This window comes from Chordicoccus furentiruminis (genome assembly GCF_019355395.1).
In the GTDB taxonomy this organism is placed as follows: domain Bacteria; phylum Bacillota; class Clostridia; order Lachnospirales; family Lachnospiraceae; genus Chordicoccus; species Chordicoccus furentiruminis.
On record NZ_CP048829.1, the window covers coordinates 3013658 to 3039809 of the forward strand.

Below are 26152 nucleotides of genomic sequence, written 5' to 3' on the forward strand. Positions count from 1 at the left end.
GTATATGGCAAAAATCAGGGTTCATGATCTTGCGAGAGAAGTCGGCAGGTCCAACAGAGACGTCATCGACTATCTGACGCAGAAGGGCTACGAGATGGTGACCGCTGTCAGTGTGGTGCCGGACAGCGAGATCGCCGACATCCGTGTGAAATTCGGCGGCGCGTCTCCGAAGGCGTCCGGGCAGACGGCAGGACGGCCGGCATCGGAGAGAGGGACGGAAGATCAGACCTCCGACGCGCATGACCGGAAAGAGCAGACGGACGAGTCCGGGAAGACGAAGAAAAAAGGATTTGTCCGCGTATTCCGTTCGGAAAATGCAACCAGACAGCTCCAGCACCGCCCGAAGAAGCCTGCTCAGACTGACCGGCCGCATGCGGAACGTCCGGCAGCGCAGCAGGCTGCACCCGGCGCGGAGAGCGCGCCTGCGGCCGCGAAGAACGCGCCGGAGACGGCTGCGAAGGCAGCCGCTCCGCAGACGTCTGCTCCCGTGAAGGCGGAGCAGCGGCCGGCGCAGCCGAAGGCGGAACCGGCGAAGACCGGGACGGATCGTCCGGCGGCCGCGCCCGGATCCGCCGCTCCGAAGGCGGAAGGCGGGAAGGCAGCGCCGAAGAGCACTGAGGCGGCAAAGCCGGCGGAAACATCCGGTACGGCGGCGAAACCGGCGGAGGACACGGGCTTCCGCAACGGCCGTATCATCCGCAACGTGGGTCCGCTGAACCGTATGCCCAGTACGTCATCCCGCTCCGGATCGCGGAGCGGAAGCCAGGGCCGGAACGGACGCCCGGGCCAGGGCGGCGGTTTCCGTGACCGCACGGGCGGACCCGGATCCCGGAACGGCCAGGGCCCGCGCAGCGGCGGTCAGGGCGGACCGGGTATGAGATCCAGAAACGGCCAGGGACGGAACGCCTTTTCGACGGATCGGAACGGACGCCCGGGTCAGGGCCGTCCGGGCTTCGGTCAGAACCGACCGGGTGCCGGACGCGGCGCCGCACCGGCCGGACGTGACGGGGACGGCGCGCTGGCGCACAAGACGACCCGTGATTTCCGCAAGGACGGCAAGGAGCGCGAGAGAACAAGAGAGGAGCGCAGGGAGAACGGGCGCGAGGGCGGCAACCGTCCGAATCAGCAGAGACGGCAGTTCAACCGGATCCCGAAGGCGCTGCAGCACCGTCAGCCTCAGCATGAGGAGAAGAAGGAAGAGCAGGTAACGTCCATCAAGGTAGCGGACAAGATCACGATCCGCGAGCTGGCCGAGAAGATGAAGCTGGCGCCGTCCGTCCTGATCAAGGAACTCTTCATGAAGGGCGAGATGGTCACCGTGAACCACGAGCTTCCGTATGAGAAGGCAGAGGAAATCGCGATGGAGCACAACATCCTCTGCGAGAAGGAAGAGCAGGAGGATGTCATCGGCGAGCTTCTGGCGGAGGACGCGGAGGATGAGAAGGATCTCGTCCCGAGACCGCCTGTCGTCTGCGTGATGGGTCATGTCGATCACGGCAAGACGTCCCTGCTGGATGCGATCCGGAATACCCATGTCACCGACCGGGAGGCCGGAGGCATCACGCAGCACATCGGCGCGTATATGGTTTCCGTCAACGGACAGAAGATCACCTTCCTCGATACGCCGGGCCATGAGGCGTTCACCGCGATGCGTATGCGCGGCGCGAACGCGACGGACATCGCCGTTCTCGTCGTGGCGGCGGACGACGGCGTGATGCCTCAGACCGCGGAGGCGATCAATCACGCGAAAGCGGCAAAGGTGGAGATCATCGTCGCCGTCAACAAGATCGACAAGCCCGGAGCAAACATCGACCGGGTGAAGCAGGAGCTGTCGGAGTACGGCCTTGTCGCCGAGGACTGGGGCGGCCAGACGGTCTTCTGCCCGGTATCCGCGAAGACCCATGAGGGCATCGATAACCTGCTTGAGATGATTCTGCTGAGCGCGGAGATGCTGGAACTGAAGGCTAATCCGAACCGTAAGGCGAGAGGCATTGTCCTCGAGGCCAAGCTGGACAAGGGACGCGGCCCGGTGGCCTCCATCCTGATCCAGAAGGGCACGCTTCATCAGGGCGACTTCATCGCGTGCGGCGCGGCCTACGGCAAGGTGCGTGCGATGACCGATGAGCGCGGCAGACGGCTGCACAAGGCGACGCCGTCCATGCCGGTGGAGGTGATCGGACTCTCGTCGGTGCCGGAGGCGGGCGAGGTGCTCGTGTCGCTTGACAGCGACAAGGAGGCCAAGGATTTCGCGGCTGTCTTCGTCAATGAGGGCAAGAAGACCCTGATCGAAGAGACGAGGACCCAGATGACACTGGACGATCTGTACAATCAGATCAAGGAAGGCAATCTGAAGGAGCTTCCGATCGTCGTCAAGGCGGATGTACAGGGCTCTGTGGAGGCGGTCTCCCAGTCTCTGCTCAAGCTGTCCAACGACGAGGTGGTGGTCAAGGTGATTCACAGCGGCGTCGGCGCAATCAACGAGTCGGATGTTTCGCTGGCAGCCGCGTCGAACGCGATCATCATCGGATTCAACGTCCGGCCGGACAATACGGCGAAGGTGATGGCGGATACCCAGAAGGTGGACATCCATCTCTACAACGTGATCTACGAGGCCATCGAGGATGTGGAACGCGCGCTGAACGGCATGCGGGCGGCGGTCTACGAGGAGAAGGTTCAGGGACACGCCGAGATCCGTCAGATGTTCAAGGCTTCCGGAGTCGGCAATATCGCGGGCGCTTATATCCGGGACGGTATCTTCCAGCGGTCGTCCAAGGTCCGTGTGTTCCGGGGAGAAGAGAAGATCTACGAGGGCCAGCTCGCGTCGCTCAAGCGTTTCAAGGACGACGTGAAGGAAGTGAAGGAGGGCTTCGAGTGCGGATTCGTCTTCGACGGCTGGGGTGATTTCCAGGTCGATGACACAGTCGAGGCCTACACGATGGTTGAGGTGCCGAGAACATGAAAAAGAACGGGACAAAAAACCTCCGGATCAACGAGGAGGTCGGAAGAGAGCTCTCCCGGATTATCCGGGAGCTCAAGGACCCCCGTGTCAGCATGATGACCTCGGTGATGGACGCGTATGTGGCGACCGACCTGAAGACATGCAAGGTGTATGTCTCTGTCCTGGGCGACGAGACCCGGCGGAGCGAAACAATGCGCGGCCTCGAGTCCGCGAAGGGCTTTATCCGGAGAGAACTGGCGCACAGCCTGAACATGAGAAACACGCCTGAACTCACGTTCGTCATGGACCGCTCGATTGAGCGGGGAGCCGAGATGTCGAGAAGGATCGACGAGGTGATCCGCCACGACGAGGAAGTCGAGCGTCAGCGCGACGGACACGAAGACGGGGGGGAAGGAGCCTGCGGATGAACAACATATCTGAGCTCCTCGGTCCCGGAATCCGGACCTGCGGAATTGCGGGTCACGTGAACCCGGACGGAGACTGTGTCGGAAGCTGTACGGCACTGTACCTTTATCTCCGGCGGAACGTGCCTGAGATACGCGTCGATCTTTATCTCGAGCAGCCGAAGCCTGTCTTTGCCCTGCTGGAGGGCGTCGGGGACGCGAGACAGGTGCCGGAGGAGGGAATGGTCTATGACCTCTTCATCACCTGTGACGTCAGCGAGGAAAACCGGATCGGCGTCGCGGGCGGGCTCTTCCGGGCCGCCCGCATGAGGGCGGTGATCGACCATCATGTGACGAACCCGGGTTTCGGCGATGTGAACCATGTCGAGCCGGAGGCGAGCTCCTGCGCGGAGGTGCTGACCGGGCTGCTCGATATGGAACGGATCGACCGGTCCTGTGCCTCGCTTCTCTACAGCGGCATGATTCATGACAGCGGCGTTTTTCAGTACCGGAACACGACGCCGCGCACGCTCCATCTCGCGGCGCAGCTGATGGAGAAGGGCGTCGATTTCAGCTCGATCATCGACAGGACCTTCAACCAGAGGACGTACACGCAGAACCGGGTTCTGGGACATGCGCTGGAAACATCCCGCTTAAGTGAGGACGGACGCTGCGTCTGGTCCGTTGTGACGGAAGCGGATATGGCTGCATTCGGGGCGACCTGCCGTGATCTGGATATGATCGTATCTCAGCTCCGCTATACGGCGGGAACGGACGCCGCCGTCTTTCTCTACGAGACGGCGCCGGGTGTCTTCAAGGTTTCTCTCCGGAGCGGACCGTCACTCAATGTAGCGGAAGTGGCCGGCGTGTTCGGCGGCGGAGGCCATGTTCAGGCCGCGGGATGCACGCTCAAGGGAGAACCGGACGATGTGATCGGACGGGTGCTCGGCGTGATCCGGGAGAAGCTGCCATGATCAACGGGGTCATCAATGTAAGGAAAGAGAAGGGGATGACGTCCTTCGGCGTTGTCGCCCGGCTGCGGCGGATTTTCGGACAGAAGAAGATCGGACATACAGGCACGCTCGATCCCGATGCGGAGGGCGTGCTTCCTGTCTGTCTCGGACGAGCCACGCGGCTGGTCGAGACGCTGAGCCGCGGGACAAAAACATATGAGGCGGTCCTTCTCCTCGGACGGACGACGGATACGCAGGACACAAGCGGGAAGATTCTCAGGACCGGAGAGCTGACGGCGGATGAGGATCAGATCCGCAGGACAATTCTTTCCTTTGAGGGACTGCAGATGCAGACGCCGCCGATGTACAGTGCGGTCAAGGTAAACGGGAAGAAGCTGGTGGATCTTGCCCGCCGGGGGATCGAGGTGGAGAGAAAGGCGCGGGAGGTGGAGTTCAGCGACATCACCGTTCTTGAGATCCGCCCTCCCCGCGTCTCGTTCCGTGTCACCTGTACGCACGGCGCCTATATCCGCACTCTCTGTCATGACATCGGCGAAAAGCTGGGCTGCGGCGGCTGTATGGAATCGCTGCTCAGGACGCGGGTCGGTACCTTCGACCTGCACGACGCGCTGACGATCGGAGAGATCGAGAAATTGAAGAAGGAGGAGAACGGATCTGCCGGGGAGGCGGCCGGGCACAACAGTCCGGCTTATACTTTCATCCGGTCCGTTGACAGTTTCTATTCGGACCTTCCGGCCATTACGGTCCGGAATGAAGCGCTGCCGGGCGTGCTGAACGGCGGTCCGGCCGCGTCGGAGGACGTCCGGACGGAAGAGAAGGCACCCGGCGGGTCCGAGGTGCGGGCGTACACCGAAGACGGTGCGTTCATCGGCGTCTACCGAGCCAGTGAGGACGCGTCCTACAGATTGGTTAAATACTATTATGATAATAAGTAAAGATCCGTTTTCTTATCAGGCAGCGGCGCCCAGCGCCGTGACCATCGGAAAATTCGACGGCATTCACCGCGGCCATCAGGCACTGATCCGGGATACGGTTTCCTGGGCGGAGGCGCAGCGGGCGGCGGGCCGTCCTGCACAGTCTGTGGTGTTCGCCTTCGATATGGCGCCGTCCATGCTGCTCACGAAGAGGGAAAGGCGGACTATGCTGGAGAAGATGGGCGTGGATCTGCTGATCGAGTGCTCGTTCGGGCCGAAGATGATCACGATGCCGGCGGACGCCTTTATGAAGGACATGCTGGCGGGACGGCTGCATGCCGCGCATGTGACCGTCGGGGAAGATTTCCGGTTCGGCTGCGGGCGGACGGGAAGCGGCCGCCTCCTTGAGGAAGCGGGGCCGGCGCTCGGTTTTGACACGAGAATCGTGCCGGAGGTGACGGACGGTGGCGAGCCGGTCTCCAGCACGAGGATCCGCGCCGAGCTTACGGCCGGTCATATGGAGACGGTGGGCCGCCTTCTCGGCTATCCGTACTTCATCACCGGAAAAGTGATCCACGGCCGGCAGATCGGACGGACGATCGGCGTGCCGACGGCCAACCAGATTCCGGGAAAATCGAAACTCCTTCCGCCGAACGGCGTGTATTTTACTGAATCCGACTTTGGGGGAAGGACGTACAGGGGCATCACCAACGTCGGCATGAAGCCGACGGTTGACGGACACTATCTCGACGCGGAAACCTATTTCTTCGATTGTGATCAGGATATATACGACCGGCGGCTGACCGTCCGGCTGCTGCATTTCTCGAGGCCGGAGAAGAAGTTTTCGTCTCTTGAGGCGCTGAAGGAAAGGATCGGCCTCGATGCGGAGGAAGGGCACCGCTTCTTCGCGGGGCTCGATGAAGCTGCTCACGAAGCATGAACCGGAAGCGGACCGCAGCGGGGCGTCCGAAACGTCTGTTGACTTTGCAGGGGGCGTTTGCTATACTTTGACCTGTTGTGAACTGACGGCCTTAAGGGCCGCTTCCGTCATCCGGTGAACGGAGACTCCGACCTTTGCCTGATGACAGGAGAACGCAGAGATTTAAGGAGGAAAGCCATGATTACCAAGGAAAAGAAGCAGGAGATCATGAAGGCGTACGCGAGAACGGAAGGCGACACGGGTTCACCGGAAGTCCAGGTGGCTGTTCTCACGGAACGGATCAACGAGCTGACCGCGCATCTCAAGGAGAATCCGAAGGATCATCATTCCAGAAGAGGCCTTCTGAAGATGGTCGGCCAGAGACGGAACCTTCTCGGTTATCTGAAGAAGAAGGACATCGAGCGGTACCGTTCGCTGATCGAAAGACTCGGACTCAGAAAATAATGCGGAAAAAGGGCAGGGCGACCTGCCCTTCATTTGCATCCGGGTCTCTTTATGACGTACACCGCCCATTCGGGCAGAAGGAGAAAGATGGGAGATTACAAGAGCTATTCAATGGAACTTGCAGGCAGAACGCTGACCGTCGACATCGGAAGAGTCGGCAAGCAGGCCAACGGCTGCTGCTTCATGCATTACGGGGATACCGTCGTGCTGTCAACGGCGACCGCATCCAAAGCGCCGCGTGAGGGCGTGGACTTCTTCCCGCTGTCCGTGGACTTTGAGGAGAAGATGTACGCCGTCGGAAAATTCCCGGGAGGCTTCAACAAGCGGGAGGGCAAGGCCTCCACCCACGCGGTGCTCACAAGCCGTGTGATCGACCGGCCGATGAGACCGCTGTTCCCCAAGGATTTCCGCAACGATGTGACGCTGAACAACATGGTGATGTCCGTTGATCCGGAGTGCGATCCGGAGGTTCCGGCGATGCTCGGTTCCGCCCTTGCGACGGCGATCTCCGACATTCCGTGGGACGGCCCGTGCGCCATGACCCAGCTGGGCATGATCGACGGAGAGTTCATCGTCAACCCGGGCTATGAGCAGAAATCCAGATCGGATCTCGCTCTTACCGTCGCATCCACGAGAGACAAGGTCATCATGATCGAGGCCGGCGCCAACGAGGTACCGGAGCAGACGATGATCGAGGCGATCTACAAGTGCGATGAGGTCAACAAGGAGATTATCCGCTTCTTTGACCGCATCATAGCAGAGTGCGGCAAGCCGAAATTCGATTATCAGCATGTCGTCGTGCCGGATGAGCTGAACGCGGCGCTCTATGAGCTCTGCCCGGCGGAGGAGATGGAGAAGGCCGTCTTCACCGATGACAAGCAGACGCGAGAGAACAACGTCGCGGCGATCCGGGAGCGCTTCGCGGAGAAGTACGGCGGCAATGAGGAGTGGATGGCCCAGATTGACACAGCCCTCTACAATTACGAGAAGAAGACGGTCAGAAAGATGATCCTGAAGGATCACAAGAGACCGGACGGCCGCGCGATTACGCAGATCCGTCCGCTGGCCGCTGAAATCGATCTGATCCCGAGGGCTCACGGATCCGCGATGTTCACCAGAGGACAGACCCAGATCTGCGACTGTGTGACGCTGGCGCCGCTTTCCGAAGCCCAGAAGGTGGAGGGACTGGATCCCTATATCACCCGTAAGAGATACCTGCATCAGTACAATTTCCCGAGCTACTCGGTCGGCGAGACAAAGCCGTCGAGAGGTCCGGGACGCCGGGAGATCGGTCACGGCGCGCTGGCTGAGCGCGCGCTGATTCCGGTTCTTCCGTCGGAAGAGGAGTTCCCGTACGCGATCCGTGCGGTCTCGGAGACCTTTGAGTCCAACGGCTCCACGTCCCAGGCGTCGATCTGCGCCTCCTCGATGGCGCTGATGGCGGCGGGCGTCCCGATCAAAAAGCCGGTGGCCGGCATTTCCTGCGGACTCGTGACCGGAGAGACAGACGATGATTACATTGTGCTCACGGATATCCAGGGTCTCGAGGACTTCTTCGGCGACATGGATTTCAAGGTGGCCGGCACGCATGACGGCATCACCGCGATCCAGATGGATATCAAGATCCACGGACTGACGAGAAAGATCGTCGAGGAGGCCATCAGCCGCACGAAGCAGGCCCGGGAGTACATTCTCACGGAAGTGATGGAGAAGACAATCGCTGCGCCGCGGAAGGAGCTCTCGAAGTGGGCACCGAAGATCATCCAGATGACGATCGATCCGGAGAAGATCGGCGATGTGGTCGGCCAGAGAGGCAAGACGATCAACGCGCTGATCGAGAAGTACGGCGTCTCCATCGATATCGAGGACGACGGCTTCGTCTCCATCAGCGGCACGGACAATGACAGCATGAAGAAGGCCGCGGAGGCGATCCATCTGATCGTCACTGACTTTGAGAAAGGCCAGATCCTTACCGGAAAGGTCGTTTCCATCAAGGAATTCGGCGCGTTCCTCGAGTTCGCACCGGGCAAGGAAGGGCTGGTTCATATCTCCAAGATCGCCAATACCCGGATCGCGCGGGTCGAGGATGTGCTCCAGCTCGGCGATGTGGTGCGCGTGATCTGCCTCGGCAAGGACAAGAACGGGAAATTCAGCTTCTCGATCAAGGACTGCCCGAAGGACCAGACCGCGTCTATGGACCTGGGGCACGTGGTGGCGTCCGCGGGTCCGGAGAACTGAGATTCATGATGACGAAGACAATCCGCATCCGCTATCACAGCAGCGAGATCGAGCGTCTGCGCTACATCGGCGGCAAGAGTGACTGGATCGATCTGAGGAGCGCCGAAAATGTGACGCTGAAGGCCGGTGAGTTTCATCTCATCGACCTCGGTGTCTCGGTGCAGCTGCCGGAAGGCTATGAGATGATTACGGCTCCGCGCAGCTCCACCTTCCGGAGGTGGGGGCTTATTCAGACCAACTCCGTCGGCGTGGTGGACGAGTCCTACTGCGGGGACAACGATGTGCTCCGCATGCCGGTCTACGCCACCCGGGACTGCGAGATCCATGTCAATGACCGGGTCTGTCAGTTCCGCATCATTGAGCATCAGCCGCAGATCAGGTTCGAGGAGGTTTCTTCTCTGGGAAATACAGACCGCGGAGGTTTCGGTTCGACGGGAAGCGCCTGACGAACAGTCTGCGGAAGGATAGTTCAGAAGCTGCAATTTGCGCATCTGCCGGAAGGCGTGCGGGAGTTGCAGCCTTTTTCTGCAGCCGGAACGAAAAAGCGGTCAGACGGAAGGAGAAGACATGACGGTATTTCCGCTTTTTGAGAATATAGACAGAAAGAATTTTCTGGTCGCGGGCGGCGGCAGTGTCGCCGCGAGGAAGGTGGAACGGCTTCTTGCGTTCACCACCCGGATCACGGTGATCGCGCCTGAGACGGATATTGCCGGCGTCAGAGTGCTGCGGCGCGCCGTGGAGGACGAGGATCTGATGCGGGCGGATTTTGTCATCGCGGCGACGGACGACCGGGCGCTGAACCGTCATATCGCCGCTGTCTGCCGGGAAGGGCGGATCCCTGTCAATGTGGCGGATGACCCGGAGCTCTGCACGTTCATCTTTCCCGCGATCGTAAAGAGAGGCGATCTGACCGTCGGAATCTCGACGGCAGGCGCTTCGCCGGCTTACGCATGGCAGCTCCGCCGTGAGATCGAGTCGATACTTCCGGATCATATCGGGGGGATTCTGGAAAGGATGAGCCGTCTGCGCCGGACGGTCCCGGAGCGGATACCGGATCAGAAGAAGCGGGCTGTCTGCTACCGTGAGGCGCTGGCGCTCCTGGTTCGGACCGATAACGGTGCGGATGATGAAGCGTTGGAGGCGATCATACGGCGCTGCGTGAGCGGGCCGGATAGGGACGAATTGAAGGAGAACAGATGAAGAAGAACTGGACGAGGCCGCTGACGATCGCGACAAGAGGAAGCCGTCTGGCACTGGTTCAGGCGGAACTGGTGAAAAAGGCGCTGGAGGCTGTCGTGCCGGAGGTGAAAATCCTCACTGTCACCACGAAAGGGGACCGGGACAGGATCAGCGCACTGGTGAAGATCGGCGGAGACGGACTGTTCGTCCGCGGCGTCGAACGTGAGCTTCTGGAGGGAAGGGCGGATCTTGCCGTTCACTGCGGGAAGGATCTGCCTTTTGAGATCAGCGACGGGCTGACGATCGCCGGCGTGCCCAGAGCGGCGGATGCAAGGGATATGCTCCTGATGACGGAGGAGACGGCGCGGCGCGGCGGCCCGTCCCGGATCGGGACGGGCAGTCCGCGCCGTGTGACGGAGCTTGCCCGCCTTTATCCGGACGCGGAGACGATCGGTATACGTGGCAATATCACAACCCGTCTCGAGCGGCTCCGTGACGGAACCTGCGACGGACTGATTCTGGCGAAGGCGGGCGTTGACCGCCTGCACCCGGATCTGACCGGGCTTACGGCGAGAGTTTTTGATTTTGACGAGATGATTCCGGCCGCGTGCCAGGGCATTCTCGCTCTCGAGTGCCGGGAAGAGGACCGGGAGCTGGCGGAGCTTCTCGAGTCGCTCTCGGATCCGGAAACGGAAGAGAGATTCCGCATTGAGCGGCGTATTTTCAGAAGGCTGCGCGCGGACTGCACGAAACCGGTCGGCATCCATGCCGGACTACGGGAAGGCAGGGTGGAACTCGATCTCTACCTGAACGGACACCGCACGCATCTTACGGCGGAGCACGGACAGGAGGACCGGCTGACCGAAGCGGCTGCCCGCGCGCTGCTCGGGCATGTGACGCTGGTCGGCGCGGGCTGCGGCCGGGGGCTGATCACCGAGCAGGGGATCCGTGCCGTCCGGCGGGCGGATGTGCTGGTTTACGACGCGCTGATGGATGAGGCGCTTTTATCCGAGACAAAGGCGGGATGCGAACGGATCTACGCCGGAAAGAGAGCGGGGTCTCATTACCGCTCTCAGGATGAGATCAACCGGCTGCTGATCGACAAGGCGTCCGGGGGGCGCGAGGTCGTCCGGCTGAAGGGCGGTGACAGCTTTGTCTTCGGCCGCGGCGGCGAGGAGATAAAAGCGCTTCATGAGGCCGGCATCGCCTGCTCCGTCATCCCGGGCGTCACCTCCGCGGTGGCGGTCCCGGAATCCTTCGGCCTGCCGGTGACGGAGCGCGGCATCGCCCGGTCCTTCACCGTGATCACCGGCCACACGGCCGCCGGAACCGAGGACGGAGCCGATGAGGAGGATTACGGAGCCCTCGCGCGCCTCAGAGGGACGCTGGTCTTTCTGATGGCGCGTGGAAGCCTTGGCCGTATCACGTCCCGTCTGATCGAAGAAGGCAAAAAACCCGGAACGCCGGCGTCTGTGCTGTCATCCGGCTTTACGGCATCGGCGGAGCGCATCGACGGAACACTGGAAAATATCGCGGAAAAGGCAGCCGAAGCGCCGACGCCGGTCATCCTGGTCGTCGGAGAAACCGCCGGACTTCATCTTCCAGTGGAGGACCCGGAGGAAGCCGGAGTGCTGGCCTCGGAGGAGACGGAGAAGACGGGACTCTTTTCCGCCGGTGTGACGGTCGCCGGAACGCCGCATATCGTCAGCAAGATGAGCGATGCACTCGCGGCCAGAGGAATCCGGGCCGTGCCCGGCGTCTCGCTCCGGGCCGTGCCGGATCCGGAGCAGGTGCCGGATACCTTCGCGGAAGGATCGTGGGTTGTCTTCACCAGCGCCAACGGAGTGGATGTCTGCTTTGACGAGCTCCGGAGGAGGGGGACGGATCTCCGGTGCTTTGCCGGCGTGAGATTTGCGGTGATCGGCGAAGGCACGGAGGAAGCGCTTCTTGAGAGAGGCTTTCGTGCGGATTTCCGACCGTCCGTCTTCACGGGAAAGTGTCTCGGGCGCGAGCTGGCGGAAAGGATTCTGAAAGAAAAGGACGGAGAGGTGGACCGTCCGGCGCCGGTTGTTCTGCTGCGCGCTGACCGTGCCTCGAAGACGCTGCCGGCGGAGCTGGCCGCCTCCGGCGTCTCATTTGAGGACAGGCCAGTCTACTCGCTTTGTCCGGTGAGTCCGGACGGAGCGGTCCGGACGTGGGATGAGAGGACGGAGGATAAAAAGACGGTATGCCGTACAGGCACAGCCGTTTTTCTGAGCGCGCTGGGCGCGAAGGCTTATCTGATGGATCACGGGCTGTCTGCAGAAACGGCTCTATATGCGATCGGCCCGGTGACGGCTGAGAAGGTACGCTCGATGACGGGACGCGTTCCGCGCACACCCGGGGAGTACACAGTCGAAGCGCTGGCCGACCTGATCGCATCGGACCGGAAGAATTAAGAAAAGAAAAACCGGGCCTTGAAGGTCCGGTTTTCTTTATTACGCGGATAGAGTAAAAAAACCGCCGCGCAGGATCGGATCCGAACCGGACCGCAGATCGGATTACGCGAAATCCGTATTCTGCGGCGGATCGTCTTCCCGTACGGCAGCTCTTCGCCTCCGGGCAGTCAGCCAGGACGGCATACGAGGATCAGAGATCCTCGCCTTCTCCGGCTTCCTCCTCGAATTCCTGCTCATCCAGCATCTCGTCAAAGGCGTCGGCGGCCGTTTCGTACTCGTCGTCCTCCTCGATGTTCTCGATTTCGGGATCCTCGTCCTCGCCGTGATCAATATAGCGGTAGATCAGGACATCGCTGTCCTCCTCGGGCTCGCCGTTTTCATCCATCGGGAGCAGCGCGATGTAATCCCGGCCTCCCGCGGGATAGATCGCGAGGATCATGCATTCCACTTCGGAATCGTCCTCCAGTGTCAGTGTGACGGTGCCGAGGTCATCATCCATCTCAAGGTCATCATCTTTTTCAAAATCTGCCATTTTCGGGCCCTCCGTACAGACGGTTTTTTTATCGTTCCGGATCCGGCGGCCGGCTGCGCGCCGTCCGGGATCAGTCAGGATCCGGATAGTCAGTTCCACCATAGCAGAAGCCGGTACAAAAAGCAAGAAGTAAGAAACAGATGAAATCCGGAGGCGGATGCGATATAATGGAAGCCAATGTTACAGAGCGCGGCAGGAGAAAACAGGCGAAACGGAGGAGAGACGGATGGCCGGAACAGGATCGAAAGCGGTGTTGAGAGCGGGGAATCCGGAATGGTTCGGCGCGAGAAAGGCGGAAGGCGGAGTTAATTTCACCATCGCCGTGCCGGATGATCTCGATGCGAAGCTGATCCTGACTGACGCGAAGGGACAGCCGGTGGAGAGTATCGATCTGCCGCCGGAGGAGAGAATCGGGGAAGTGAGCTCGGTGTTCGTTGAGACGCCGGCCGCATCAGGCTACTATTACCTGATCGGCGGTAAGAAGGCGATGGATCCCGGCGCTGAGGTGATTGAGGACGGTTTCTGCCGCTGGATCGCGAATCCGTCGGGCTGGGAGGATGCGTCTCCCGCTTTCATTCCGCCGGAGGATCTGATCATCTACAAACTGCATGTCCGCGGCTTTACCAGACAGTCGAGAAGCGGGGTGCGCCACAAGGGGACCTTCGCCGGTGTCGCGGAAAAAGCGGATTATATCGCGTCGCTGGGCTTCAGCGCAGTGGAGCTGATGCCGGTTTACGAGTGGGATGAGACGCTTCGCCTGCAGCCCTTTGCCCATGCGTCGGAGGATCCGGACGGACACGCGAAGACGGAGCGGATGCGGAACTACTGGGGATATGCGGAGAAAAACCGGTATTTCGCGCCAAAGCGCGCCTTTGCCTCGTCGGATGATCCGGTCCGGGAGATGCGCGGCATGGTGCATGCCTTCCATATAAGAGGCATGGAGGTGTTTATGGAGATGTATTTCCCCGCAGGCACCGATCCCTGTCTTGCTCTTCAGGCCGTCCGGCACTGGAAAACCCGGTATCATATCGACGGCTTTCATTTGATCGGCTGCGGTGTGCCGAAGGACGGACTTGTCCGCGATCCGCTGCTTAAGAGAACGAAGATCCTGCTGGACCAGTTTGACGCCGGACGGATCTACGGCCAGACCGTGCCGAAGCACCGCTATCTGATGGAGTATAACGACTGGTTCGAGACCCGTGCGCGGTCGTTTCTGAAAAGTGACGGCGGTCAGGTTTCGGATTTCTCGTGGTGCCTGCGCCGGAATCCGCCGACCCACGGCGTCGTCAACTATATCGCCAATGTCAACGGGTTTACTCTTTTTGATCTGGTTTCCTACAATGAGAAGCACAACGAGGCGAACGGAGAGAACAATCAGGACGGGACGGACGCCAATTTCAGCTGGAACTGCGGCGCGGAGGGACCGACGCGGAAGAAGAACGTCCAGTCGCTTCGTATGAAGCAGATGAAAAATGCACTCGCCGGACTGTTTCTCGCACAGGGAACTCCTCTCCTGATGGCCGGAGACGAGATGCTGAACACGCAGGGCGGCAACAATAACGCCTATGCCTCGGACAATCCGACTGGGTGGACAGACTGGCGGAGCGGACGGGACGTGGAGGAGATTCGCGAGACGGTCCGTTTTCTGGTGCATTTCCGGAAAGAGCACCGGATTTTTCACATGCGGCACGAGCTTCGGGGGTCGGATTACCGGTCACTGGGCGCGCCGGACATCTCTTTCCATGACAGCCGCGCGTGGATCGGCGCTTTCGAGTACGGTTCACGGACGCTGGGTGTGATGTACAACGCGTGGTACGCGGGGCAGGAACATCAGCAGGAGGAAGCCTGCTATTATGTCTGCTTCAACGCCTACTGGGAGCCGCATGAATTTGCGCTCCCGGACCTGCCCAGGGACTTCGCGTGGAGCCGGCTGTTTTCCACCTGCGGCTCTCTTCCGGAGGCGGACGGCGATGCGCTTCCGGAGGAACAGAAGACGGTGACGGTGCCGGAACGAAGCGTGACGCTGTTTGCCGGCCGCCGTCTTCCGGAGGAGCTGCTTGCGAAGCGGGCGCTGGAAAAACGCGCGGCTTCCAGAAAAAAGGGACGAAGCGCCGTGCGGCGGAAAGGCGAGGAGGCCGGCCTTCCGGCGGAACCGGTTCGTGAGCACGGATCCGGAACGGATCCGGACAAAGTCCCTGCCGACGGCCCGGAAATCCATACGGACAGAGAGAGAGGCGGAATCCGATGAATCCGATCGGACACCTGAAAACCATCACAAGGCATCACCGGCTTGTCTGTTCCTACTGCATGAGAGCCGGACTGATCCGGCAGGGCCTGACACATGACCTCAGCAAGCTTTCGCCCGAGGAGTTTCTGGTGGGCGCGAAGTACTATCAGGGGACACGAAGCCCGAACAACAGGGAGCGGGAGGTCACCGGCGTCTCGCTTGCGTGGCTGCATCACAAAGGACGGAACAAGCACCATTTCGAGTACTGGATCGATTACGATACCGATCAGAGCAGCCCGTATGGACTGCGCGGCGCGCCGATGCCGCGCCGGTATGTGGCGGAGATGATCTTTGACCGGGTCAGCGCAAGCCGGGTCTATCTCGGGGACGCGTACACGGAACGGGCGCCTCTGGAGTATTTCCTCCGCAGCCGCGCGCGCTCCTGGTTCATCCATGAGGAGACGAAGAAGCAGATGGAATATCTTCTCCGGATGTGGGCGGAGAAGGGAGAGGATTATACGGTCGGATTCATACGGTATGTCTTCCTTAAGGGCGAGGGACCGGGGATCGGCCGGAACGGACGTAAGACGCGGCGGCCGTGCCTGAAATGAGAAGAAAAGAGAAAGGAGCCGCCCCGGAGTTGGACAGGAAGCGCAGAGAAGACTATTATGACTTCAGCCTGTTGGCCGTCATCATCCTTCTGACCGGCTTCGGGCTGGTGATGCTCTACAGCACGACATCCTATACGGCGTCTCTGAAGTACGGGAATGACATGTACTTCTTTTCCAGGCAGGCGAAGTATTCTCTGATTGCCATCGTGCTCGCGGTGCTTCTGTCACGGGTGAACTACCGGATCCTCTGGTATCTGAGCCGTGTCATCTACATCCTTGCGCTGGTCCTGATGGCGCTGGTGCAGTCACCTCTCGGACGGGCCTATAACGGTGCGAGGCGGTGGCTGGCGTTCGGTCCGGTCAGGTTTCAGCCGGCGGAGGTTGCGAAGATCGCGGTGATCGTCTATCTTCCGGTGATGATCGTCCGGATGGGGAGGAACCTGCGCGGATGGCGTCCGATGGCGAAGCTGCTGGCTGCCGGGGCGATTCAGGCGGCGGCGGCCCGTATCTTCACGCAGAATCTGAGCACGGCCCTTATTATCATGCTCATCGCGCTCACGATTATCTTCGTCGCATGGCCGAAAACGAAGGGGTTTCTGATCGCGGCGGCTGTGACGGCCGGACTGGCGGCCGCGTTCGTGCTGATCATTGCCGGAGCGGGCTCGTCCGGAGGAAATTTCCGCTTCATGCGCATCAGGGTCTGGCTTCATCCGGAGCAGCACACCGAAAGCGGAGGCTATCAGGTCATGCAGGCTCTCTACGCGCTCGGAAGCGGCGGCATTTTCGGCAAGGGACTCGGCAACGGGACCCAGAAGCTCGGGGCGGTGCCGGAGGCTGAGAACGACATGATCTTTTCGATCATCTGCGAGGAACTGGGGATTTTCGGCGGCATCATCGTGATCTCACTGTTTCTGTATCTGATTTACCGGCTGTTCTTTATCGCCCAGAACGCGCCGGACCGTTTCAGCGGACTGATGGTGACCGGAATTTTTGCGCATATCTCGCTTCAGGTGATCCTCAATCTGTGCGTGAATCTGAACGTCATTCCGACGACCGGCGTGACGCTGCCGTTCGTGAGCTACGGAGGCACATCCGTCTGCCTGCTGATGGCCGAAATGGCGGTCGCGCTGTCTGTGTCGCGCGCGATTCATTTCCGCAGGCCGGACCGGGATATCTGGGGCGAAGTGGTCCGGGGGTCCTACACCGGCTCCTGAAAGGGCCGGATCAAAAGAAAGGAGAACGCTGCCATGCTTGAAAAAATGAAGAAGTACATTTCGGAACAGCTGAATGTGGATGAAAGCGAGATCGAACCCGATACCTCGTTCAAGGAGGATCTGGGCGCCGATTCGCTTGATCTCTACGAGCTGGCGATGAATCTGGAGGACGAGTATTCTCTGGAGATTCCGGTGGAGGATCTGGAGAAAATGGTGACGGTCGGAGACGTGATCCGTTATCTCGCGGACCACGGAGTCACGGAATAACCAGAAGAAAGAGGAGGACGGCGATGAAGTTTGAAGCTATGGCGGAAGCCATCAAACGAAGCAACCATGTCGTCTGTCTGCTTGGAATGGAGGTCGCCTCGGACTGCGGATGCTTTGACTACCGGGACCGCGACAACGCCTATGCGGTGGAGACACGGTACGGTTACTCGCCCGAGGAGATCTTTTCGGCTGCGATGTTCAACACCAGACCGCGGGTTTTCTTCGATTACTACAGGACGGAGATTCTCATGAAGCTGGGTACGCCGGGACCCGCCCTCGCCACTCTGAAACGGATGGAAGACGACGGAAGGGTCTATTCGGTCATCACGCGCTCGATCTACGGCCTTCCGAGACGGGCGGGGATCCGCCGCTTCGTGGAAATGCACGGGTCGGTCTTTGAGAACCGGTGCCCCCACTGCGGCGCCGAGTTTCCGATGGAATTCATCCGGGACACCCTTCCGCTGCCGTACTGCACGCACTGCGGCAGTCTGGTGCGTCCGCAGATCGTGCTGGACGGCGAGATGATTCCCAACAGCCGGATCACAGCGTCCGCCAACGAGGTGGAACGCGCGGATCTGCTGCTGATTCTCGGCTGCTCGCTCCGGCAGACGCTGGCGAAGCACGCCGTCAAATACTTTGAGGGAAACCGGATTCTGCTGATAAATGAAGAGGAGGATGAATCGGATCATATCGCGGACCTTGTGATTCACGGAAAGCCCCGCGATGTGCTTCCGAAATTATATGGCTGATATGGTTAAGACCAGATTTGCACCCAGTCCCACGGGGAAGATGCATGTGGGAAATCTTCGCACGGCTCTGTATTCTTATCTGATTGCCCGGCATGCCAGGGGCATTTTCATGCTTCGGATCGAGGACACCGATCAGGAGCGCTATGTGGAGGGCGCGGTGGATATCATCAACCGCACGCTGAAGGAAGCGGGCCTTGACTATGACGAAGGTCCGGACCGGGACGGAGGCGTCGGGCCCTATGTGCAGTCCGAGCGGGTGAAGGCGGGGATTTACCGGAAATACGCCGAGCAGCTGGTAGCTCAGGGGGACGCCTACTACTGCTTCTGCACGAAGGAACGGCTCGAAAGTCTGAAGACCGTGATCGACGGGAAGGAATATTCGACCTATGACAAGCACTGTCTCCATCTGACGAAGGAGGAGGTTGAGGAGAAGCTGGCCGCCGGCGTGCCGCATGTGATCCGTCTCAACGTGCCGACGGAGGGAACCACGACGTTCCATGACGTCAACTACGGAGACATCACGGTGGAGAACCGTGAGATGGACGATATGATTCTGATCAAGTCGGACGGCTATCCGACCTACAATTTCGCGAACGTGGTGGATGACCATCTGATGGGCGTCACGCATGTGGTGCGCGGCAAAGAGTATCTCTCCTCCTCTCCGAAGTACAACCGCCTGTACGAAGCCTTCGGATGGGAAGTGCCGATCTATGTCCACTGCCCGCTGATCATGGATGAGCAGCATCACAAGCTGAGCAAGCGTTCGGGCCATTCCTCCTTCGAGGATCTTCTGGACCAGGGATTCCTTCCTGAGGCGGTCGTCAACTACACCGCGCTGCTCGGCTGGAATCCGACCGACAATCAGGAAATCATGACGCTCGAAGAGCTGGTCGGGAAATTTGACTACACCCGCATCAACAAGTCCGACGCGGTTTTCGATATCGGAAAGCTGCGCTGGATGAACGGAGAATACATCAGGAGAATGACGGCGGATGCATTTTTCACAAAGGCGGAGCCGTATATTGAGCAGGCGGTGCCGGAGAAGAACATTGACCGTCATGTGCTGGCGGAGCTGGCGCAGCCGCGGATTGAAACTTTTGCGGATATTCCGGAGCTGCTCGGTTTCTTCCATGAGGTGCCCGACTACGATCTCGAGATGTACCGGCATAAAAAGATGAAGTCGACGCCGGAGCTGGCGGGCGATGTGCTGACGCAGGTGATTCCGGTGCTTGAGAAGGCGGAGCGTTTCACGAACGATGATCTGTTCGCGCTGCTGAAAGCGTTCGCGGCGGAACGGGGACTTAAGAACGGTCAGGTGATGTGGCCGATCCGCACTGCGGTTTCCGGGAAGGAATCCACGCCGGGCGGCGCGACCCAGCTGCTGGAGATTCTTGGCAAAGACGAATCTCTGAAACGGATCCGTGCCGCCGCTGAACGGCTTGCGGGAAAATCGGAGTGAAAGGAAGGACAGTCGGGAAGCCGGACGCTGGCCGGACCCTCCCGGGGGGAAGGACCGGCGTTCCGGCGCTTTTTCTGAAAGAAGATTTATGGACAACATCGCAAAGAGACGAACATTCGCAATCATATCTCACCCGGACGCGGGCAAGACGACACTGACGGAGAAATTCCTGCTGTACGGAGGGGCCATCAATCTTGCCGGATCGGTGAAGGGCAAGGCGACGGCGCGCCACGCGGTTTCCGACTGGATGGAGATCGAGAAGCAGCGAGGCATCTCCGTCACATCATCCGTCCTTCAGTTCAACTATGACGGTTTCTGCATCAATATTCTGGATACGCCGGGCCATCAGGATTTCTCGGAGGATACCTACCGGACGCTGATGGCGGCGGACTCCGCGGTGATGGTCATTGACGGGGCGAAGGGCGTCGAGCCGCAGACAAGAAAGCTTTTCAAGGTCTGCGCACGCCGCCACATCCCGATTTTCACCTTTATCAACAAGATGGACCGGGACGCGAGGGACCCGTTCGAGCTGACGGATGAGATCGAGCACGAGCTGGGAATCCCCTGCTGTCCTGTGAACTGGCCCATCGGATCGGGCAAAGGGTTCCGGGGCGTCTTCGACCGTCAGACCCGGAAGGTGCTGCTGTTCTCGGATACCCAGAAGGGAACGAAGGAAGGTACGGAGACGGATGTCTCTCTTGACGACGGCGCGATCGGAAACTATCTGACGGAAGAGGAGATCGGACAGCTCGACGACGACGTCGAGCTTCTGGACGGGGCGGCGGCCGCCTTCGACCAGGAACAGGTGAGCAGAGGGAAAATCAGCCCGGTCTTCTTCGGGTCGGCGCTGACCAACTTCGGCGTCGAGACCTTTCTCAGGCATTTCCTCAAGATGTCGAGCCCCCCGCTGCCGCGGATGTCAAGCGCAGGCCTGATCGATCCCGAGACCCATGATTTCTCAGCTTTCGTGTTCAAGATTCAGGCGAACATGAACAAAAATCACCGCGACCGGATCGCCTTTATGCGGATCGTTTCCGGTCATTACGACGCGAACATGGAGGTCTGGCATGTGCAGGGCCGGCGCAAACAGCGGCTGTCCCAGCCCCAGCAGATGATGGCGGAGGAGCGGCATATTGTGTCGGAGGCATGGGCAGGCGATATTATCGGTGTCTTCGATCCCGGCATCTTCTCGATCGGGGATACCGTATGCATGCCCGGCGAGGACTTCTCGTTCGGGGGCATCCCTACGTTTTCGCCGGAGCATTTCGCCCGCGTCCGTCAGGTGGACACCATGAAGCGGAAGCAGTTTACCAAGGGGATCGAGGAGATCGCCCAGGAAGGCGCGATCCAGATTTTCCGCGAATTTCACACCGGCATGGAGGAGATCATCGTCGGCGTGGTGGGCGTTCTGCAGCTGGATGTTCTCAAATTCCGGCTGGAAAACGAGTACAAGGTTGATATCATCATGGAGACGCTGCCCTACGAGTACATCCGCTGGATCGAAAACCCGGATGAGGTGGACGTCGAGCATCTGGAAGGCACCACCGATATGAAGAAGGTAGTGGATATGAAGGGCAATCCGCTGCTGCTCTTCGTACATGAGTGGAGCGTCGGCATGACGCTTGAACGGAATAAATCCCTGAGGCTGTCCGAGTTCGGCGGCTGGGACGAGGACGCGGACGAGGAATAAGGGCTTCTCCGTCCCCGCGGACGGAGAAGCTCAGGAAGAGAGGAATGGAGCATGCAGTTCAATTCGAAGGAAAAGCTGGACGGAAAGGCTCTTCGCGAGCTTTTCGCCTGGAGAGATCAGCTGGTGATTGATTCCCAGCAGGTGAATCTGCTGAACCGGATCGGCGATGAGATCTGCTTCCGGGCGAGGTTTTACGCCTATGTACGGCTCTCGGAGGAGCCGGTCGAGCGAAACGGCCGGACGATGCTGAAGCCCGGCACGAACGTCACGTTCTTCACGCTTCAGACGACGAACGGCGATACTTTCTATCCCGTGTTCACGGATCAGGAGGAAATTGCGCGCTGGAAGACCGTGAAGGAATCGGATCCGCGGATGGTGATCGTCGATTTTACCGATTTTCTGCCGATCCTCAAGTCCAGCGAGACGCTGAAGGGGATTGTGATCAATCCGATGAGCGAAAACTTCCTGATTCCCCGACGGAGCGTAGAGCAGTGGACGGAGCAGCGGCAGAGGATCGTCGGACAGGTCCGAGAGCAGGCGAAGAAGGCGCGTGAGGCGAAAGACCCGGCGGTTGAAGCGGGCAAGGTAGTCCGTATTCCCCATCCCTCGAAATGACACATCGTATCTTTGGGACGTTTCCCGGCCCGTTCGGAAGGGAAGGACGGGAGGCGGCTTGTGACGGACGGGAATCCGTTCCGTCCGGGCTCTTCCGGATGAATTGAAATTTCAGCCGGGATTGTTTATAATGTGTCCATCATGAGCTTCGATAAGGAGAACAGTATGGCGGAGGATCGCAATACCTATACAATCAGGGAAGACGGAGGAGTCGGCACGGTGAAAATCGCAGACGAGGTAGTCGCTGTCATCGCCGGGCTCGCGGCCACGGAAGTGAAGGGCGTCGCGTCGCTGGACGGCGGGATCGTCAACTCAATGATCGCGCGCAAGGGTCTCAAGACGCTCTCGAGGGGCGTGCGGGTGGATGTGCAGGACAATCTGGTGACCATCGATCTCAAGCTGAATCTTGAATACGGCTACAGCATTCCGGATGTCGGAACAAAGGTGCAGGAGAAGGTCAAATCGGCCATCGAGACCATGACAGGCATGCAGGTGACGGACGTCAACGTATCGGTGACGGACGTAGTGACCGGCGGAGACGAGACGGAGGGCTGACGCCCGGACCGTTTCTTGTGACAGCAGACCACCGTTCCCGGGGAGCAGAGCGTGAACAGAAGAAAGCTTCGTGAGCATTTATTCAAACTGATCTATCTTTATGCATTCAACGGCATCGATGCGATGCCGGAGCAGATCGACCTCTATTTCGAAGGATTGGATGAGGTCGTCTGGGACGAGGACCGCACATTCTTAAGAGACCGCTTTTTCCGGATCACGGAGAAGATTCCGGAGATCGACGCCAGACTGAACGAGACGGCGCGCGGCTGGAAGACGAACCGCTTCGGCAGCTGTGATCTCGCGATTCTGCGCCTTGCAGTCTATGAGATGCTTTATGATGAGCAGATTCCGCAGGGTGTCGCCATCAATGAGGCGGTGGAACTTGCCAAGACCTACGGCGGCGATGAATCGCCGGCCTTTGTCAACGGCATTCTCGGCGAAATCGCAAGAACCGCCGGCGTCTGACGCGTGAGGCGGACCGATGACCAGACGGATCTACACGGTCGGACAGGTGAACCGTTACCTCAAGCGGCTTTTCTGGCAGGACGGTCTGCTCGCCTCTCTGGAAGTGAGCGGCGAGGTTTCCAATCTGAAGTATCACTCGTCCGGCCATATCTATTTTTCCCTCAAAGATCAAACAGGCGCGCTCTCGTGCGTGATGTTCGCGGGCAGCCGGCGCGGACTGGCCTTCCCCATGAAAAACGGGGATCAGGTCGTCGTCAGCGGCAATATTGATTATTACGAGCGCGACGGGCGCTGTCAGCTCTATGCAAAGCGGATCACGCTGGCAGGAGCAGGCCTGCTTTACGAGCGTTTTCTCAGACTGAAAGAGGAACTGGAATCCCGCGGCATGTTTGCGGAGCAGTACAAGAAGCCGATTCCGCGGTACGCCCGCCGGATCGGCGTCGTCACCGCGCCCACCGGGGCGGTGATCCATGATATCGGAAACGTCGCGGCCAGAAGGAATCCCTATGTGGAGATTCTTCTCTGCCCGGCTCTGGTTCAGGGAGCCGGCGCGGCGGAGAGCATCTGCCGCGGAATCCGGAGGCTGGACGGCAAAGTGGATGTGATTATCGTCGGGCGCGGCGGCGGGTCCATCGAGGACCTCTGGCCCTTTAACGAGGAGTCAGTGGCTCAGGCAATCTTCGACTGCGGTACGCCCGTGATTTCCGCAGTGGGCCACGAAACGGACACCACGATTGCGGACTATGTCGCAGATCTTCGGGCGCCGACGCCGTCGGCGGCCGCGGAGCTGGCTGTCTTTGATTTCCGCGCGTTTGCCGGGACGCTGGATTCCTACAGGACAGCGCTGAACCGGGGCGTAAGCCGGCGGCTGGAGGCGGCCCGTCAGAGAATCCGGTGGGCCGGGCTGGTTCTGGCCCGTTCTGCTCCGGACCGGCGGTTAAGAGACGCACGTCTCCGGGCGGATGAATGCGCGGACGCTTTGACGGGGGCATTGTCCGGCCGGATCGGGGCGGCGGAAACGAGGGCGGAAGCCGTCCGGAACGAGATGCGGGCGGTTATGAAGAGCCGCCTTTCCTCTGCTTTTGAACGAAGCGAAGCGATACGGCGGACATTTGATCAGGACGTGCGGTCCTCGCTTCTTAAGGCGGACCGCCGTCTTGCGCTTCTTGCGGGCCGCTTTCACGGGATCAGCCCGCTGGCGCGTCTCCGTCAGGGCTATGCTTTCGCGGAAACGGAGGACGGACGGGCCGTGACGGGAATCGGCGGTCTGCGGCGCGGAGACGCGCTCAGACTGTACATGTCGGACGGACTGGTACACACGGAGATCACGGGAACGGAGGCGGTTCCCTGGATCAGTGAGAGTCAATCGGAGGATCGGACGGATGAAGAACGGCGGACAGGACACGGGATTGGAACAAATGAGGCCGGCGGAGACGGCGCTCTCGGTTGAGGAGAGCTTCGGCCGTCTCGACGAGATGGTGAAGAAGCTGGAGGATCCGGCTGTGACGCTGGAGGAGAGCTTCCGGCTCTACCAGGAGGGAATGAAGCTTCTGAAGGACGTCAGCGCGACGCTCGACGGCTATGAGAAGAAGATCCGTGTGCTCACGGAGGACGGCGGTACGGAGGAACTCCATGAAGAAGAGGCTTGACATCCTGATGGCAGAGGCAGGGCTCGCACCGTCCCGGGAGAAGGCGAAAGCGCTGATTATGGCCGGTTCGGTCTATGTGGGCGGACAGCGGTGCGACAAGGCGGGCACGCCCTTCGAGGAAGGCGCTCCGATCGAGGTACGCGGCAATACTCTCCGCTATGTGAGCCGCGGCGGGCTGAAGCTGGAGAAGGCGCTGCAGGTCTTTCCGGTATCCGTGGCGGGCCGGGTCTGTCTCGACATCGGAAGCTCTACCGGCGGATTCACGGACTGCATGCTGCAGAACGGAGCATCTCATGTCTACGCAATTGACGTCGGGCGCGGACAGCTGGCGTGGTCGCTGCGGAACGATCCCCGCGTGACCTGTATGGAAAAGACGAACATCCGGTATGTTCTGCCCGGCGATCTGCCGGAGGCGGGTGCCTTCGCCAGCATCGACGTGAGCTTTATCTCTCTTCTCAAAGTGCTCGGGCCGGTAAAGGATCTTCTGACGGAGGACGCGGAGATCGTCTGTCTTATCAAGCCCCAGTTCGAGGCGGGGCGGGAACAGGTCGGACGCCACGGCGTGGTGCGCGACCCGGAGGTTCATGTCCAGGTGATCCGGAACGTGACGGCCTTTGCTCCCACCGTCGGACTCAGTCCGGCGATGATCAGCTTCTCTCCGGTCAAAGGGCCGGAAGGAAACATCGAGTATCTCTGCCTTCTGAAGAAAAACGGAGGCGCCCCGGCTGTGGATGAGGCTTTGATCCGGAAGACCGTGGCGGAGGCGCACGCGGCGCTTGATGTGTGAGGACGGGAAAGGAAAATGCCAGATGAAGCAGATAGAACGGTTCGGGATCATCCGGAACACGGGCATTCCGGAGGCGGAGCGGACGGCGGAGATGATCTGCGCTTATCTGGCGGACCGGGACAGGACCTGCGTCGTCTCGACGACGGGCGCGGAGCTTCCGGACGGAACGGAATGCGCGCTGGTGCTCGGCGGGGACGGTACGCTGCTCAGGGCCGCCAAGGTCGTGATCGACCGTCAGATTCCGCTTCTCGGCATCAATCTCGGGACGCTGGGATATCTTGCGGAAATCGAGCGGGACGGCCTCACCGAGGCGCTGGACCGGCTGATCGGGGGCCGGTATTCCATCGAGAGCCGGATGATGCTCGAAGGAACCGTGTACCAGCGGGGCAGGGCGATCTTTCATGACGTCGCGCTCAACGATGTTTATATGAAGGGACTTCGTCCCCTACGGTCCTACCGGTTTCTCAACTATGTGAATGGCGCGTATCTGAACCGGCTGACCGCGGACGGCATCATCCTGTCAACGCCTACCGGCTCTACCGGATATGCCCTCTCGGTCGGAGGGCCTATCCTCTCTCCGGAGGGCGAGATGATCATGATGACGCCGATCGCGGCGCATTCGCTGGTCGCCGGACGGAGCATCGTGCTCCCGGCCACGGACCGGATCCGTGTGGAAATCGGAGAAGGCAGGACCGGGGTTGTTCCGGGCGCGGCGAGGGTGCTTTTCGACGGCGCTCATGAGATGCGCCTGAATACCGGTGACGCTGTGGAGGTCAGGCGTGCGGACCGCTGCACCAGGATCATCCGCGTCAACAACATCAGCTTTCTTGAAGTGCTCAGAAAAAAGATGGCGGAGTCTTAAG

The 26152-nt window shown here is 60.2% G+C and carries 25 protein-coding genes; 24 read left to right on the forward strand and 1 reads right to left on the reverse strand.

Annotated features, from left to right (window positions below; translation table 11 throughout):
- Positions 1-4: 4 nt before the first annotated feature.
- The 10 genes from infB (at position 5) to cobA (ending at position 12469) form a co-directional block, all read left to right on the forward strand.
- Positions 5-2959, forward strand: a complete 2955-nt coding sequence (infB, locus tag G4C92_RS13750) for a translation initiation factor IF-2 (RefSeq protein WP_274940389.1) — start codon at positions 5-7, stop codon at positions 2957-2959.
- Positions 2956-3366: a 30S ribosome-binding factor RbfA gene (rbfA, locus tag G4C92_RS13755; protein WP_274940390.1), complete on the forward strand. Its 411-nt coding sequence runs from the start codon at positions 2956-2958 to the stop codon at positions 3364-3366. The genes infB and rbfA overlap by 4 nt, the downstream gene beginning before the upstream one ends.
- The gene (locus G4C92_RS13760) at positions 3363-4316 is read left to right on the forward strand and encodes a DHH family phosphoesterase (RefSeq protein ID WP_274940391.1); all 954 of its coding nucleotides are present in this window, start codon (positions 3363-3365) and stop codon (positions 4314-4316) included. The genes rbfA and G4C92_RS13760 overlap by 4 nt, the downstream gene beginning before the upstream one ends.
- Positions 4313-5251 (forward strand): tRNA pseudouridine(55) synthase TruB, encoded by a 939-nt coding sequence (gene truB, locus G4C92_RS13765; protein ID WP_274940392.1) that lies wholly within the window; start codon positions 4313-4315, stop codon positions 5249-5251. Before G4C92_RS13760 ends, truB begins: the two co-directional genes overlap by 4 nt.
- Positions 5238-6170, forward strand: coding sequence for a riboflavin biosynthesis protein RibF (ribF, locus tag G4C92_RS13770; protein WP_274940393.1), 933 nt, complete (start codon positions 5238-5240; stop codon positions 6168-6170). Before truB ends, ribF begins: the two co-directional genes overlap by 14 nt.
- Before the next feature lie 177 nt (positions 6171-6347).
- Complete coding sequence (rpsO, locus tag G4C92_RS13775; RefSeq protein ID WP_274940394.1) at positions 6348-6614, forward strand: 30S ribosomal protein S15; 267 nt, start codon at positions 6348-6350, stop codon at positions 6612-6614.
- A gap of 87 nt (positions 6615-6701) precedes the next feature.
- Positions 6702-8852 carry a polyribonucleotide nucleotidyltransferase gene (locus G4C92_RS13780; protein ID WP_274940395.1) on the forward strand — a complete coding sequence of 717 codons (2151 nt, stop codon included), beginning with the start codon at positions 6702-6704 and terminating at the stop codon, positions 8850-8852.
- 8 nt (positions 8853-8860) lie between these two features.
- A complete protein-coding gene (locus G4C92_RS13785) occupies positions 8861-9298 on the forward strand; it encodes a dUTP diphosphatase (protein WP_274942024.1) in 438 nt (145 codons plus the stop codon).
- Between the two features lie 121 nt (positions 9299-9419).
- Complete coding sequence (locus tag G4C92_RS13790; RefSeq protein WP_274940396.1) at positions 9420-10052, forward strand: precorrin-2 dehydrogenase/sirohydrochlorin ferrochelatase family protein; 633 nt, start codon at positions 9420-9422, stop codon at positions 10050-10052.
- A complete protein-coding gene (gene cobA, locus G4C92_RS13795; RefSeq protein WP_274940397.1) occupies positions 10049-12469 on the forward strand; it encodes a uroporphyrinogen-III C-methyltransferase in 2421 nt (806 codons plus the stop codon). The genes G4C92_RS13790 and cobA overlap by 4 nt, the downstream gene beginning before the upstream one ends.
- A gap of 190 nt (positions 12470-12659) precedes the next feature.
- On the opposite strand, the gene G4C92_RS13800 is transcribed toward cobA, so the two are convergent.
- Positions 12660-13001: a DUF1292 domain-containing protein gene (locus G4C92_RS13800; protein ID WP_274940398.1), complete on the reverse strand. Its 342-nt coding sequence runs from the start codon at positions 12999-13001 to the stop codon at positions 12660-12662.
- Positions 13002-13227: 226 nt separating this feature from the next.
- Between G4C92_RS13800 and G4C92_RS13805 the strand changes: the two genes are divergently transcribed.
- The 14 genes from G4C92_RS13805 to G4C92_RS13870 all read left to right on the forward strand — a co-directional run bounded on the left by G4C92_RS13805 (position 13228) and on the right by G4C92_RS13870 (position 26151).
- On the forward strand, positions 13228-15249 hold the full coding sequence (locus G4C92_RS13805) for a hypothetical protein (RefSeq protein ID WP_274940399.1): 2022 nt from the start codon (positions 13228-13230) through the stop codon (positions 15247-15249).
- On the forward strand, positions 15246-15839 hold the full coding sequence (locus tag G4C92_RS13810) for a DUF5662 family protein (protein WP_274940400.1): 594 nt from the start codon (positions 15246-15248) through the stop codon (positions 15837-15839). The genes G4C92_RS13805 and G4C92_RS13810 overlap by 4 nt, the downstream gene beginning before the upstream one ends.
- A 29-nt stretch (positions 15840-15868) precedes the next feature.
- Complete coding sequence (locus tag G4C92_RS13815) at positions 15869-17053, forward strand: FtsW/RodA/SpoVE family cell cycle protein (RefSeq protein WP_274940401.1); 1185 nt, start codon at positions 15869-15871, stop codon at positions 17051-17053.
- 33 nt (positions 17054-17086) lie between these two features.
- On the forward strand, positions 17087-17320 hold the full coding sequence (gene acpP / locus G4C92_RS13820) for an acyl carrier protein (protein WP_274940402.1): 234 nt from the start codon (positions 17087-17089) through the stop codon (positions 17318-17320).
- A gap of 23 nt (positions 17321-17343) precedes the next feature.
- A complete protein-coding gene (locus G4C92_RS13825) occupies positions 17344-18069 on the forward strand; it encodes an SIR2 family NAD-dependent protein deacylase (RefSeq protein WP_274940403.1) in 726 nt (241 codons plus the stop codon).
- Between the two features lies 1 nt (position 18070).
- Complete coding sequence (gltX, locus tag G4C92_RS13830; RefSeq protein ID WP_274940404.1) at positions 18071-19528, forward strand: glutamate--tRNA ligase; 1458 nt, start codon at positions 18071-18073, stop codon at positions 19526-19528.
- 88 nt (positions 19529-19616) lie between these two features.
- Positions 19617-21218 (forward strand): peptide chain release factor 3, encoded by a 1602-nt coding sequence (locus G4C92_RS13835; RefSeq protein ID WP_274940405.1) that lies wholly within the window; start codon positions 19617-19619, stop codon positions 21216-21218.
- Positions 21219-21269: 51 nt separating this feature from the next.
- On the forward strand, positions 21270-21833 hold the full coding sequence (locus G4C92_RS13840; RefSeq protein ID WP_274940406.1) for an SseB family protein: 564 nt from the start codon (positions 21270-21272) through the stop codon (positions 21831-21833).
- Between the two features lie 165 nt (positions 21834-21998).
- Positions 21999-22388 carry an Asp23/Gls24 family envelope stress response protein gene (locus G4C92_RS13845; RefSeq protein ID WP_274940407.1) on the forward strand — a complete coding sequence of 130 codons (390 nt, stop codon included), beginning with the start codon at positions 21999-22001 and terminating at the stop codon, positions 22386-22388.
- Positions 22389-22439: 51 nt separating this feature from the next.
- A complete protein-coding gene (gene nusB / locus G4C92_RS13850) occupies positions 22440-22853 on the forward strand; it encodes a transcription antitermination factor NusB (protein ID WP_274940408.1) in 414 nt (137 codons plus the stop codon).
- A gap of 16 nt (positions 22854-22869) precedes the next feature.
- Positions 22870-24303, forward strand: a complete 1434-nt coding sequence (xseA, locus tag G4C92_RS13855) for an exodeoxyribonuclease VII large subunit (protein WP_274940409.1) — start codon at positions 22870-22872, stop codon at positions 24301-24303.
- Positions 24272-24502, forward strand: coding sequence for an exodeoxyribonuclease VII small subunit (gene xseB / locus G4C92_RS13860; RefSeq protein ID WP_274940410.1), 231 nt, complete (start codon positions 24272-24274; stop codon positions 24500-24502). Before xseA ends, xseB begins: the two co-directional genes overlap by 32 nt.
- Positions 24486-25289 (forward strand): TlyA family RNA methyltransferase, encoded by an 804-nt coding sequence (locus tag G4C92_RS13865; RefSeq protein WP_274940411.1) that lies wholly within the window; start codon positions 24486-24488, stop codon positions 25287-25289. The genes xseB and G4C92_RS13865 overlap by 17 nt, the downstream gene beginning before the upstream one ends.
- Before the next feature lie 22 nt (positions 25290-25311).
- Positions 25312-26151: an NAD(+)/NADH kinase gene (locus tag G4C92_RS13870; protein WP_274940412.1), complete on the forward strand. Its 840-nt coding sequence runs from the start codon at positions 25312-25314 to the stop codon at positions 26149-26151.
- The last annotated feature ends 1 nt before the right edge of the window (position 26152 follow it).

Coding starts and splice junctions, on each gene's coding strand:
- infB (WP_274940389.1), top strand. CDS start 5: ATGGCAAAAATCAGGGTTCATGATCTTGCGAGAGAAGTCGGCAGGTCC.
- rbfA (WP_274940390.1), top strand. CDS start 2,956: ATGAAAAAGAACGGGACAAAAAACCTCCGGATCAACGAGGAGGTCGGA.
- G4C92_RS13760 (WP_274940391.1), top strand. CDS start 3,363: ATGAACAACATATCTGAGCTCCTCGGTCCCGGAATCCGGACCTGCGGA.
- truB (WP_274940392.1), top strand. CDS start 4,313: ATGATCAACGGGGTCATCAATGTAAGGAAAGAGAAGGGGATGACGTCC.
- ribF (WP_274940393.1), top strand. CDS start 5,238: ATGATAATAAGTAAAGATCCGTTTTCTTATCAGGCAGCGGCGCCCAGC.
- rpsO (WP_274940394.1), top strand. CDS start 6,348: ATGATTACCAAGGAAAAGAAGCAGGAGATCATGAAGGCGTACGCGAGA.
- G4C92_RS13780 (WP_274940395.1), top strand. CDS start 6,702: ATGGGAGATTACAAGAGCTATTCAATGGAACTTGCAGGCAGAACGCTG.
- G4C92_RS13785 (WP_274942024.1), top strand. CDS start 8,861: ATGACGAAGACAATCCGCATCCGCTATCACAGCAGCGAGATCGAGCGT.
- G4C92_RS13790 (WP_274940396.1), top strand. CDS start 9,420: ATGACGGTATTTCCGCTTTTTGAGAATATAGACAGAAAGAATTTTCTG.
- cobA (WP_274940397.1), top strand. CDS start 10,049: ATGAAGAAGAACTGGACGAGGCCGCTGACGATCGCGACAAGAGGAAGC.
- G4C92_RS13800 (WP_274940398.1), bottom strand. CDS start 13,001: ATGGCAGATTTTGAAAAAGATGATGACCTTGAGATGGATGATGACCTC.
- G4C92_RS13805 (WP_274940399.1), top strand. CDS start 13,228: ATGGCCGGAACAGGATCGAAAGCGGTGTTGAGAGCGGGGAATCCGGAA.
- G4C92_RS13810 (WP_274940400.1), top strand. CDS start 15,246: ATGAATCCGATCGGACACCTGAAAACCATCACAAGGCATCACCGGCTT.
- acpP (WP_274940402.1), top strand. CDS start 17,087: ATGCTTGAAAAAATGAAGAAGTACATTTCGGAACAGCTGAATGTGGAT.
- G4C92_RS13825 (WP_274940403.1), top strand. CDS start 17,344: ATGAAGTTTGAAGCTATGGCGGAAGCCATCAAACGAAGCAACCATGTC.
- gltX (WP_274940404.1), top strand. CDS start 18,071: ATGGTTAAGACCAGATTTGCACCCAGTCCCACGGGGAAGATGCATGTG.
- G4C92_RS13835 (WP_274940405.1), top strand. CDS start 19,617: ATGGACAACATCGCAAAGAGACGAACATTCGCAATCATATCTCACCCG.
- G4C92_RS13840 (WP_274940406.1), top strand. CDS start 21,270: ATGCAGTTCAATTCGAAGGAAAAGCTGGACGGAAAGGCTCTTCGCGAG.
- G4C92_RS13845 (WP_274940407.1), top strand. CDS start 21,999: ATGGCGGAGGATCGCAATACCTATACAATCAGGGAAGACGGAGGAGTC.
- xseA (WP_274940409.1), top strand. CDS start 22,870: ATGACCAGACGGATCTACACGGTCGGACAGGTGAACCGTTACCTCAAG.
- xseB (WP_274940410.1), top strand. CDS start 24,272: ATGAGGCCGGCGGAGACGGCGCTCTCGGTTGAGGAGAGCTTCGGCCGT.
- G4C92_RS13865 (WP_274940411.1), top strand. CDS start 24,486: ATGAAGAAGAGGCTTGACATCCTGATGGCAGAGGCAGGGCTCGCACCG.
- G4C92_RS13870 (WP_274940412.1), top strand. CDS start 25,312: ATGAAGCAGATAGAACGGTTCGGGATCATCCGGAACACGGGCATTCCG.